The organism is Sporacetigenium sp. TC11 (assembly GCF_058146105.1).
This window is the reverse complement of the sequence record NZ_JBYVNY010000001.1, coordinates 75,216-87,929: the sequence shown is the minus strand read 5'-3', so window position 1 is coordinate 87,929 and position 12,714 is coordinate 75,216. Positions and strand designations below refer to the sequence as shown.

10 protein-coding genes are annotated in these 12,714 nt (G+C 28.9%); 7 read left to right on the top strand and 3 right to left on the bottom strand.

What is annotated here, in order from left to right:
- Positions 1–14: 14 nt before the first annotated feature.
- On the top strand, positions 15–875 hold the full coding sequence (locus ACUSRV_RS00435) for a nitroreductase family protein (protein ID WP_490139933.1): 861 nt from the start codon (positions 15–17) through the stop codon (positions 873–875).
- Between the two features lie 36 nt (positions 876–911).
- Here the strand turns inward: ACUSRV_RS00435 and ACUSRV_RS00430 are convergent, their stop codons facing one another.
- From ACUSRV_RS00430 to ACUSRV_RS00420, 3 genes are all read right to left on the bottom strand, one after another.
- Positions 912–1,589 (bottom strand): DUF1048 domain-containing protein, encoded by a 678-nt coding sequence (locus ACUSRV_RS00430; protein ID WP_490139932.1) that lies wholly within the window; start codon positions 1,587–1,589, stop codon positions 912–914.
- On the bottom strand, positions 1,590–1,922 hold the full coding sequence (locus ACUSRV_RS00425) for a PadR family transcriptional regulator (RefSeq protein ID WP_490139931.1): 333 nt from the start codon (positions 1,920–1,922) through the stop codon (positions 1,590–1,592).
- Between the two features lie 175 nt (positions 1,923–2,097).
- Entirely contained in the window at positions 2,098–3,042 is a 945-nt protein-coding gene (locus ACUSRV_RS00420) for an NAD(P)H-dependent flavin oxidoreductase (protein WP_490139930.1), read from the bottom strand.
- Positions 3,043–3,308: 266 nt separating this feature from the next.
- On the opposite strand from ACUSRV_RS00420, the gene ACUSRV_RS00415 reads away from it, so the two are divergent.
- The 6 genes from ACUSRV_RS00415 to ACUSRV_RS00390 all read left to right on the top strand — a co-directional run bounded on the left by ACUSRV_RS00415 (position 3,309) and on the right by ACUSRV_RS00390 (position 12,714).
- The gene (locus tag ACUSRV_RS00415; RefSeq protein WP_490139929.1) at positions 3,309–5,489 is read left to right on the top strand and encodes a DNA topoisomerase III; all 2,181 of its coding nucleotides are present in this window, start codon (positions 3,309–3,311) and stop codon (positions 5,487–5,489) included.
- A gap of 21 nt (positions 5,490–5,510) precedes the next feature.
- On the top strand, positions 5,511–6,962 hold the full coding sequence (locus tag ACUSRV_RS00410) for a DEAD/DEAH box helicase (RefSeq protein WP_490139928.1): 1,452 nt from the start codon (positions 5,511–5,513) through the stop codon (positions 6,960–6,962).
- A 246-nt stretch (positions 6,963–7,208) separates the two neighbouring features.
- Positions 7,209–8,660 (top strand): sodium:solute symporter family protein, encoded by a 1,452-nt coding sequence (locus tag ACUSRV_RS00405; RefSeq protein WP_490139927.1) that lies wholly within the window; start codon positions 7,209–7,211, stop codon positions 8,658–8,660.
- Between the two features lie 5 nt (positions 8,661–8,665).
- Positions 8,666–10,402: a sensor histidine kinase gene (locus tag ACUSRV_RS00400; RefSeq protein WP_490139926.1), complete on the top strand. Its 1,737-nt coding sequence runs from the start codon at positions 8,666–8,668 to the stop codon at positions 10,400–10,402.
- Entirely contained in the window at positions 10,377–11,768 is a 1,392-nt protein-coding gene (locus tag ACUSRV_RS00395) for a sigma-54-dependent transcriptional regulator (RefSeq protein WP_490139925.1), read from the top strand. The genes ACUSRV_RS00400 and ACUSRV_RS00395 overlap by 26 nt, the downstream gene beginning before the upstream one ends.
- A 175-nt stretch (positions 11,769–11,943) precedes the next feature.
- Positions 11,944–12,714 carry a LamB/YcsF family protein gene (locus tag ACUSRV_RS00390; protein ID WP_490139924.1) on the top strand — a complete coding sequence of 257 codons (771 nt, stop codon included), beginning with the start codon at positions 11,944–11,946 and terminating at the stop codon, positions 12,712–12,714.

Genomic DNA, 12,714 nt, shown 5'->3' with positions numbered 1-12,714 from the left:
AATAGGAGCGTAAAATGAAAAAAAATAACCAGCATTTTAATAAGCCAATTACTGATGTAATCAAAAATCGTACTTCAATTAGAACTTATAAAGAAGATAAATTAAGTGATGAAATGAAGCTAAAGTTAATAAATTATGCTAAAGATATTAAAGGTCCATTTAAAACTAAATTTCGTTTTGAAATAATAGATGGTACTGATACAATCGAAAAAACTGGTGGTAAAATAGGCACATATGGTGTAATAAAAGGATCAAAGGCATATATAGCAGGAATAGTCGAAAATGGAGAATATAATATAGAGCAATTAGGATATACATTTGAAAAATTAATTCTCTATGCGACATCTCTAGATATTGGAACTTGTTGGCTAGGAGGAACATTTACAAGAAGTGGTTTTGAAAAAATTGCAGATTTAAAAGATAATGAACTTATGCCAGCTGTTACTCCTATAGGATATATAGAAAATAAAAAGAGAATGCTTGATAGGGTAATGAGAACAATGGCAGGATCTAATAATAGAAAAGAATGGAGAGACATATTCTTTAATAAAAACTTTGATACTGAATTAATAGAACAAGAAGCTGGGAAATATTCAACAGCCTTAGAAATGGTAAGAATAGGACCTTCTGCATCTAATAAGCAACCATGGAGAATAGTAAAAGATAATGATATATTCCACTTTTATCTTAGACATGATAAAGGATATGGAAAGGCTCTGGGACTTGATATACAAAAGATAGATATAGGAATAGCTATGTGTCACTTTGAAATGACATTAAATGAATTGGGGATACATGGAGCTTGGGTAGTAAATAAACCTAAAAACATCGAATGTAATATAGATACTGAGTATATAGTAAGTTGGAAAAATTAATAAACTAAGCTAAGAGAAAACACTCTTAGCTTAGTTTTAATTTGTTTTTGGAACCATAAAATATTGAATAATATATATTAATATAAGTGTTGGAATTACTATATATATGCTTGTCGTAAAAAGTATTACATCTTTAAAATATAAATTAGATAGAACTAATGCTCCAAATAGAATCATAGAAAATACAAAATATTTTAGGAACTCAACAAATTTCCCGCTTTTTCCGTTAGGTCCTTTTTTAAAAGCAGTTTTTCCGATATAAATTACAAGAAAATATGCAACAACAGTTATAGCGATAGAGTTAATAAGCATTGAAAGAGAGTAGTTAAAAGTTAACCACGATTGATTACCTTTGATTATTTTTGGTAGCTCATCAAATATATAATTATATACTGTAGTTATTACAATGCACATAAATATAATTTGGAAAAGCTCTCTAATTTTTGCAGTTTTATTTATTGAACCGTAGGAATTAATTATATTATCACAAAATATTTTTATATCATTTCCAAAGATATCATTGGCATCTTGACCTCTTTCTTGAGCATCGATTAGCATTTCTAGTATATCTCCTATGGCATCTTCTGCATCTACATCACTTAATTTGCTCATTCTAAGATATAAAACTACATTTGTATAGATTACACCGTTTTCAACGGATAGTTTTTTGCTTAATTCATTATGAAATTTAATCTTACTTTTCAGGTTTTCCATTTAAATTCCTCCAAAATCATTAAAAATAATATCAATTGATTTTTTTAAATCATTCCATGCTAAATAAAAATTTACAAGTTCTTCTTTACCTATTGTAGTTAAGCTATAGTACTTTCTTTTTGGCCCTAGTGGAGAATCTTTTTTTATATATTTAAGTAATCCGTTTTTTTCTAATCTTATAAGCAAAGGATACACAGTGCCTTCATTGCAATCCTTAAATCCGTAATCTCTCAGATTTTCTACAATTTCATATCCGTAAGTTTCTCCATCATTTATAATTTTTAATATACATCCTTCTAATGTACCTTTTAATAATTGAGATTTATCTTTCATTTTATCACCTACTTTGTTTCGCATAGTAGTTAGTGCTGAAAATAGTACTTTGTAATACAAAGTACCTTTACTATATTGTATTACAAAGTAGTATATATGTATACATATATTTTTTAAATCAAAAAAGCTAAGGACTTTTATCCTTAGCTTTTTTGATTTAAATATAAATAATATATTAAGCTTCTGATACTTCATTTAAAAGATTCTTAAAAATATCTTTTACTGGTAGTATTTCTTTTATTCTATGAACGTGTTCTCCTGCAAATATTAAAGCTTCATCATATTCTCCAGATGAACATGCGTTTACAAGAGCGTCCATAATACAAAAACTATGAGAACAACGTTTTAGGCAATCTTTACAACTATTAATTTTAGCTGAACCTTCTTCAACAAGGTTGTAAAAAGGATTTCTTAAACCTTGACCTGGAAGACCTACAGGGCTTTTAATAAGAACAACATCTTCTTTAGTTGATTTTATGTAAAGATCTTTCATTTGTTGTGAAGCATTAGATTCTACACTTGCAGCAAATCTTGTACCCATTTGAACACCACTTGCTCCAAGTTTTATAGCTTCTACTATATCTTTACCGTCGATTATCCCACCAGCAGCAAGTACAGGTATTTTTACTGCCTCAACTACTTCAGGAAGTATGTCCATCATAGGTCTATCTGTGCCTAGATGACCACCAGCTTCTTTACCTTCTACTATTACAGCAGCTGCTCCAAGTTTTTCAGCCATTTTTGCTAATTTAGCAGAAGAAACAATAGGAACTATAGGAGTGTTTGATTCTTTGCCCCATCCAAACATATCTCTTGAAAAACCTGCACCTGATATAACTAAATCTATATCTTCTTTAATTGCAGCTTTTACAAGGTCAGCGAATTCTTTAACAGCAAATAAGATATTTACCCCTAATATACCCTTTGTCATTTGTCTTGCTTTTCTAATTTCACTTCTAAGTTCATCGACACTCATCCCAGTTCCAGCAATTACACCTATTCCACCTTCGTTTGCGACTGCAGCTGCAAGTGGAGCAGTTGATATTCTAACTGCCATACCTCCTTGAATTATAGGTATAGGCACAGTGATGTTTCCTATTTTCAATTCTTTTAAGTTCATATAGTTTATCTCCTTATTTTAGTACCTGGTATAATATTCTACTATTATTATATCATATCGGTCATGATGCAACAATAAAAGATGATAGTTTATTTATTAAAAATAGGTAAGTCCTCTGTAAAATCTATGATATAATTTATTATTAAATAATTATATATTTCATATGTATAAAAAATATAAAAAATTCGCTAAGCTCATATCGCCAACGACCTTGAAAAGCAGGTCCGTTGCTCAAGTTTAGTATTTGACTCTGAAAGGATGTTTATATGAATAAAATACTAGTATTAGCAGAAAAACCTTCAGTAGGAAGGGATTTAGCTAGAGTTTTAAATTGTAATAAAAAAGGTAATGGATATCTAGAAGGAGATAAGTATATAGTAACATGGGCTTTAGGTCATTTAGTTACATTAGCAGATCCAGAAGCCTATGATGAAAAATATAAGTCATGGAGACTTGAAGATTTACCAATGCTACCGCAAAGCCTAAAACTTGTTGTTATAAAGCAAAGTGGTAAGCAATTTAGTGTTGTTAAATCTCAAATGACTAGAAAAGATGTAGACGAGATTGTTATCGCAACTGACGCTGGTCGTGAAGGCGAACTTGTTGCAAGATGGATAATAGAAAAGGTGCATGTAAAAAAGCCAATTAAACGTCTATGGATAAGTTCTGTTACAGATAAGGCTATTAAAGAGGGTTTTAAGAATCTTAAAGATGGCAGGGAATATGAAAATCTTTATCAATCAGCACTTGCTCGTGCGGAAGCTGACTGGATAGTTGGGATTAATGCAACACGTGCATTAACTACAAAATACAATGCTCAACTTTCTTGTGGAAGAGTTCAAACTCCAACTATTGCGATGATAGCAAAAAGAGAAGAAGAAATAAAAGATTTTAAGCCAAGAACATATTATGGAATTACAGCAATTTCAGATAATCTGAAACTTATATGGCAAGATGACAAAACAAAAGATACAAAGACCTTTGATAAAGAAAAATCAAATAACATAATTATGTTAACTAAAAACAAAAATGCTGAAATTATAGAAGTGAATAAATCTTATAAGAAGAAATATTCGTCTCAATTATACGATTTAACAGAACTTCAAAGAGATGCAAATAAAATATTTGGTTATTCAGCAAAAGAAACATTGTCTATTATGCAAAGATTGTATGAAAATCACAAAGTTTTAACTTATCCAAGAACAGATTCAAGGTATATATCTAGCGATATAGTAGAAACACTAAAAGATAGAGTAAAAGCTTGTTCTGTTGGACCTTATTCAAAATGTGGTATTGTCATTTTAAGAAGTCAAATAAAAGCAAATAAAAACTTTGTTGATGACAGTAAGGTTTCAGATCATCATGCTATTATACCAACAGAAGAAATTCCATTTTTAAGTTCATTAAGTGATAAGGAGAGAAAGATATACGATTTAGTTGTAAAAAGGTTCCTAGCTGTATTGTATCCTCCATTTGAATATGAACAGACAACAATAAAAGCTAAAATTGAAAATGAGATATTTATTGCAAAAGGTAAAATAGTAATATCTCAAGGATGGAAAGAAGTTTATAATAACAACATTGAAGATGATGAAGAAGATATACTAGATCAAACACTGCCTAATATAAACAAAGGGGATATACTGAAAATCTCAAGTATTTCTCAAACTAAGGGAGAAACTAAACCACCAGCTTTATTTAATGAAGGAACTTTACTTTCAGCTATGGAAAATCCAGTAAAGTATATGAATAGTAATAATAAAGATTTAGTAAAAACTATTGGAGAAACTGGAGGCCTTGGAACTGTAGCAACGAGAGCTGATATAATTGAAAAATTATTTAATAGCTTTTTAATAGAAAAAAAAGGTAAGGATATATATATAACTTCTAAAGGTAAGCAGCTTCTCGACTTAGTCCCTAAAGATTTAAAATCACCTACATTAACTGGTGAGTGGGAACAAAAACTAAGTCTTATTTCTAAAGGAAATCTAAATAAAAATACTTTTATAAATGAAATGAAGACTTATGCAAAAGAAGTTGTAAAAGAAATAAAAAACAGTGAAGAACAATTTAAACATGACAACATGACTAGAAGCAAATGTCCTGAATGTGGAAAATTCCTACTTGAGGTAAACGGTAAAAAAGGTAAAATGCTTGTTTGTCAAGATAGAGAATGTGGGTATAAAAAGGGTGTTTCTAAAGTAACTAACTCAAGATGTCCTAACTGCCATAAAAAACTAGAACTTCGTGGTGAAGGTGAAGGACAAGTTTTTGTATGTGTTTGTGGACACAAAGAAAAACTTTCTACTTTTAATGAAAGAAAGAAAAAAGAAAGTGACAAGGCGTCTAAAAAGGATGTAGCAAATTACCTTAAAAAACAAAAGAAGGACGATGAGCCACTTAATAATGCATTTGCAGAAGCTTTTGCAAAATTAAAACTTAAATAATTATATTAAATGAGGTATTATATGGATAAAATAAAATTTGAAAGAATTGGAATAAGTGAAGAAATATTAAAATCTCTAGATAAATTAGGTTACAAAAATCCAACAGAAGTTCAGGAAAAAGTTATACCATTGGTTCTTGAAGGTAGGGATATTATAGTTAAATCACAAACAGGAAGTGGAAAAACTGGATCATTTGGAATTCCCATTTGCGAAAAGATAGATCTAGAAGAAAGAAAATCACAAGTATTAGTACTTACACCAACTAGAGAATTAGCAATGCAGGTAAGTGAAGAAATAACTAACATTGGAAGATTTAAAAAAGTACGTTGTGCTGCTATTTTTGGAAAACAACCTATTAATGCACAAATAATAGCGTTAAAACAAAGAGTTCATGTTATAGTTGGAACTCCTGGAAGAACTCTAGATTTAATAAGTAAAGGCAAAATGGACGTAGAAAATATAAAGTATTTAATAATAGATGAAGCTGATGAAATGCTTAACATGGGATTCATAGAGCAGGTTGAAGCTATAATAGATGAATTACCTAATAATAGAATAACTATGTTGTTTTCAGCTACTATGCCTGAAGAAATTGAATCAATATCTCAAAAATACATGATTGATCCTACAAAGGTAGAGATCACCCCTAAAAGCCTTGCATCAGAAAGAATAGAACAAGTTTATTATGAAGTTGAAAAAAAGAAGAAATTTGATGCTTTAAATAAAATAATATATATTGAAAGACCGGATAGTTGCATTTTATTTTGTGGGACAAAGGAAAATGTAGATGAGTTAGTAGATAAAATGAAAGATGAAGGATATCCTTGCGATGGTCTTCATGGAGGCATGTTTCAAAATGATAGAATAAATACAATTGAAAAGTTTAAAAGAGGACAATTTAATTTTCTAGTGGCCACTAATTTAGCAGCTAGGGGAATCGATATAGAAAATATAACACATATTATTAACTATGATATCCCTATGGAAAATGAAAATTACGTTCATAGAATAGGAAGAACAGGACGACTAGGCAATACTGGTAAGGCAATAACACTTGTATCTCCTAATGAATATAAATACCTAGAAAGGCTTGAAGAATACCTTGGGTATGAAATAATAAAAAAAGAAATACCATCTGATGATGATTTAAAAAACATGAAAAAGATAATTAGCGAAAAATCAAGCTTTAATCCTAAGCCAAAGTTAAAAGTTAATAAGGCTGATAAATTAAACAAAGATATTATGAAAATATATATAAATGCTGGAAAAAATAAAAAGATAAGACCTGGAGATGTAGTTGGAGCAATTACAAATATTGAAGGTGTTAGTGCTGATGATATTGGAATAATAGATATACAAGAACGATGTTCATATATAGATATACACCAAGATAAGGGAAATTTAGTTATAAACAACCTTAAAAATTCAACTATAAAAGGTAAAGCAATTAAAGTTCATAAATCTAGAGATTAAAATATAGGGAGCCTAAAAAGCTCCCTTTTATTATAGAATTTTTTGAAAATTATCATATTGCGTAGATACAAATCCAAACCATAACTATAGATATAATAAAACTTGTTTATCTGATTAATTTTGTTAATAAATGAGGATATATGTCAATATCTTAGACACGAAAAAGAAAAATTTAACAAGTAGGTATGTTATAATTAAGAACATATTTATTGTTATTTTTATACAAAAGGGGAGAAGGATTTAAATATGAATAAATCAATTATTTATTTATTATATTTTACCTTATATACTGTTATATTGCTTTGGTATGGAAAAGGAGAATTTAAAAAAGTAAACAATAGGCAAGATTTTTTCGTAGCTGGAAATAGCTTAGGGGTATTTCCAAGTATACTCACCTTTACTGCTACATGGTTTAGTGCTGCATCTATGCAAGGACTATCGGGTAGTATATATGCATATGGTTATGCAGCTATTTTATATTCAGTTATACCTTGGTTTATGGGAGCTGCTTTTTTGTTAACTATAGTACATAGGCTAAAGAAGAATGATATATTAACTGTACCAGAATATTTTAAAATTCGATACAATAGCAATACCCTTCAAGTTATAGGAGGTTGTATAATTATTTTAACCTACACCTTCTATATAATTATTCAAATAAGAGGATTTGGAGTTGTAATGTCAGAACTTCTAGATATTAATTATACACTGGCAATTGTTTTAATATATTTATTTATTATATACACAACCTTTGGAGGTTTATTATCTGTTACAAAGACAGATAAGCTAAACTTCGTTCTTATAGCTTTAGGAATAGTGTTAGCTACAGTTATGGTTTTAAAAAATGTAGGAGGAATTACTGTTTTAAATCAAAAAGCTGCACAGATATCTACAAAACCTTTCCCCGTATTTCCGAACTTTACTGAAAAAGGAGCAATGTTAGACACCTTTTCTAAAGGAGCATACTCTCCTCTAATGATATTAAATGGATTTTGTGGATGGGGTCTAGGAGTAGCCGCAAATCCGCAGTATGCAATGCGAATAATATCTGCAAAGGACACTAAAAGTGCAGTGAAAATGATATGTTTTTCTGTATTGATTTTATCAGCTCTATACGTTGGAATAGCAATTATAGGAGTTGGTTCAAGAGTACTGCAACCTTCTATATACGACATCTCTTCTGTTGACGAAGTATTTCCCTATATTATCAATAAAGTTATATACTCTTCTCTTAGTGGAATTATTTTAATTGGTATTATAGCAGCAGCCGTTTCTACAGCAAATTCCCAACTGCTCATATTAGCAAGCGGTTTTAGTTATGATATATTTAATAACTTTGCAAAGACAAATTTGGATGAAGATAAATTTTTAAATCTAAATAGGATTATTATTATAATATTCGCAACAATATCTCTTTTGTTGTCTATTAATCCCCCAGAAAGTTTATTAATTTATGGCAATCATATTTGGGGAATTTTTTCAGTAACATTTCTATTGCCATTATATGGAGGATTATTTTGGGAAAAGGCTACTAAACAAGGGGCGATATCATCTATAATAGGTGGTCTTATAACTATTATAATATTTACTCTAAAATATGGATTAAGTACTAATTTAACGTATCCCATTTTGCCAGGCATTATTGTTGCTAGTGTTTTGTTTTATAGTGTTAGTAAATTTACATATATAAAAAGGTGATTGTAATGAAAATAGATATTGAGAATAAAATTTTGATTCCGTTTATTGTATTAATTAGTCTTTCAATTATGAGTTTAGGAATTATATCATATTGGAGTGGATATAAGCTATTGTTAGATAGACAAAAACTAAATGCAAAAGAAAATATAAGAGAAATTCTTTATTTTATAGAATATAAAAATAAAGAAGTAAAAGAAGGGGAAATTTCATTAGAAGAAGCAAAAAAAATGACTATCGAGTATTATGAAAATTTAAAACAACCGGGCTTAATAATTGCTGATAGGAATAAGAAAGTTATAAATCATTTTAATAAAGGGATAGTAAAAGATAAAAACATAGTTTCAATTCATGAGATTTATGATCCTTGGGGATGGACCATAACATATAATTTAAATAAAAATATATTCTCTGAAGAATTAATAGATATTGAAAAATATACTTTATTAGTGGCTATTATTTTTTTGATTCTTTCTATGCAGGCAACAATACTAATTGCATACAATATTTCAAAGCCAATTAAGATTTTAGCAAATATATGTAATAAAATTGCAAATGGGAATTTAGAAGACAAAATTATGATTAAGCGTAGTGACGAAATTGGAATTTTAGCAGATTCTTTCAATAATATGATTGAAAAATTACAACTTAATACATATAAATTAATAGAAGTTAAACAATTTAATGAAGATATTTTAAGAAACATTTCTACCGGTATTATTACTATAGATAGGGAGGAAAGTATTGTATCTAAAAACCAGGCTGCAGAGGATATGTTGAAATACAATTTAATAAATTTAGAAGATAATACAAAAGCAGAAGAAATAATTCTAAAACAACTAAAGAATACATTAATTGTGGAAGAGAATATAAATAATACATATAAATTCATGGATCTAAATAATAATGATGATTATTATCTAGATGTTGTGACATCAATACTAAGAACATCAAAAAATAAAATTGGTGGTGCTATATGCAGTTTTAATAATATAACAGAAAGAAAACAGATTGAAAAAGATATAGAAAAGGTTAATAGACTAACTTCTATGGGGCAATTAGCAGCTGGAATGGCACACGAAATCCGTAATCCATTATCAGGTATGAAAATGAGTATTCAGGTTTTGAAGAAGAGATTATATACGTCCTATTCAAAATCAAATGAAGATCTATTTGATGGGGTTTTATATGAAATAGACAGATTAAATAGTCTTATTACTGATTTATTAAACTTTGCAAAGCCTAGATTACCTAGCTATGAAACAATAAATACTATGGAAATTTTAAATAAAGCTCTTTATTTAACCCAAAAATCTGCATTAAAAAATGGAATTAAGATTTGTGTTGAAGAAGATTTTAGTGAGTTACTTATATATGTTGATAAAGATCAAATTGAACAAGTATTTTTAAATATTATAACAAATGGACTAAAGGCAATTGGAAGCAACGGAATATTAGATATTAAATTAAAGCATAGTGTAAGTGAAAAAGGTAATTTTGTTGAAATTGAGTTTTCTGATAATGGGTGTGGAATAAAAGCAGAATATATAGATAAAATATTTGATCCTTTTTTTACTACTAACTCACAAGGTACAGGTCTAGGATTATCTGTTGTGCATAAATTAGTTGCTGAAAATAATGGAGAAATAGAAGTCAAAAGTAAAGAAAGTATAGGAACGAGTTTCAAAATAATATTTCCAATACATGGTGGTGATGAATGTGGAAAAAAGTATTTTAATAATTGATGATGAAAAATTTCTTTGTATGTCTCTAAAAGAAGGATTAACTGATTTAGGGTATAAAGTAAATACTGCTTTTAATAGTGAAGATGGTATTTATAAACTGACAAAGTATAAACATAATATAGTATTTCTGGATTTGAAATTAGGTGTGGAAAATGGTTTGGAAGTACTTAAAAAAATCAAAGAAATAGATAAAGACGTATTAGTTATTATAATGACTGCTTATGGAGATATTAAAACTGCTGTAACAGCAATTAAAAATGGAGCTTTTGACTATATTAATAAGCCTCTTGACTTAGATGAAATTCAGATAATTATTGAAAAAGCATTAAAAAATCTAAAAATGCAAAACAAAATATATTTACTAAAAAAAGAAATAAATTATAGTAGTGAATCTATAATTGGAGAACATCCTAGTATGCAAGAAGTATACAATAAAATAGATATTCTTTCAAAAAACAATGAAGTAACTGTTCTTATAAGGGGAGAAACTGGAACAGGAAAAGAATTAGTAGCTGCTGAAATACATAATAAAAGTATACGCAAAGATGAACCTATGGTAAAGATTAATTGTAGCTCTATTCCTAATCATTTAGTTGAGAGTGAATTATTTGGATTTGAAAAAAGTGCATTTACAGGAGCAGGAGCTAGAAAAAAAGGCTTGGTAGAATTAGCACACGGTGGAACTTTATTTCTGGATGAAATTGGAGAATTGCCAATAGAAATACAAGCTAAGTTACTTCGATTTCTAGAGGAACGAAAATTCAAGAGAATAGGTGGCCTTGAAGATGTATCTGTAAATGTAAGAATAATTGCAGCAACAAATAAAAATTTAGAAAAAGCAATTGAAGAAAAGGAGTTTAGAGAAGATTTATATTATCGTTTGAATGTAATACCTATACATGTTCCGCCTTTGAGGGAAAGGAAAGAAGATATTTTGTTATTATCACATCATTTTTTAAATATGTATAATAAAAAATTTGGAACAAACATTAAAGGAATAACAGAAAGAGCAAAAGAACAGTTATTTATGTATTCATGGAAAGGAAATGTTAGAGAATTAAAAAATGTTATAGAAAGAATAGTTATACTGTATAGTGACGAATATATTGATTTAGAACATCTACCACTAGAAATTTCTAAAAAAAGAACACAGAATTTGGATAATAATATACTAAAATGCAATTTAAAAGAAAAATTTTTAGATAGGAAATTCTCTTTAGAATATGAGACTCAAAAAATGGAGAATGAATATATACAAGCTGCACTAGACTTATCAGAAAATAATCATTCTAAAGCATCACAGTTATTGGGAATAAGTAGATTTGCATTAAAAAGAAAAATAGAAAAATATTCTGATAATAGATAAAATACAAAAATTATATTGAGCGATTTCGCAAAACTGTGCGAAGTCGCTCTTTTTATTGTGAGAATTTAAACAAAATTTAAAAAATTAAAATTATAGGTGAAGTAATAATGCGTAAAATTAATACAAATTATTTTGGCATTGTTTTTGCTCTAAATAATCAAGGGGGGTGGGTATTATGTATAAAGTTGATTTAAACAGTGATTTAGGTGAAAGTTTCGGAAGTTATAAGATTGGATTAGATGAAGAAGTTATAAAGTTTGTATCTTCAGCTAATATAGCCTGTGGGTGGCATGCAGGAGATCCTATTGTAATGGAAAAAACAGTACAAATGGCAAGTGAACAAGGGGTAGGAATTGGAGCGCATCCTGGTTATTTAGATTTAATGGGATTTGGTAGAAGAAATATTGTAGTTTCGCCAGAAGAAGTTAAGACCTATGTTAAGTATCAATTAGGTGCATTAATGGCTTTTGTATCATCAAAAGGAGAAAAGATACAACATGTAAAGGCTCATGGAGCTATGTATAATATGGCAGCAAAAGATTATAAAATGGCAAAGGCAATAGCAGAGGCTGTTTATGAAGTAGATAAAAACATTATTTTATTAGGTCTTGCTAATAGTGAAATGATCAAAGCAGGAAAAGAGATGGGGCTAAGAGTGGCTAGTGAAGTTTTTGCAGATAGAGCATACAATCCAGATGGAACATTAGTATCTAGAAGCGTAGAAGGGTCAGTAATACATGATGCTGATTTAGCTATATCAAGAGTTGTAAGAATGGTTAAAGATGGCAGAGTAAGATCGATAAATGGTCAAGAAATAAATATTGATGCTCAATCAATATGTGTACATGGAGATAACCCTCAAGCTGTAGAATTTGTGAAGAAAATTCGAGAAGCTCTTAAGAGAGAAAATATAGAAATAACTAGGCTTTCAGAGTTTATAAAATAG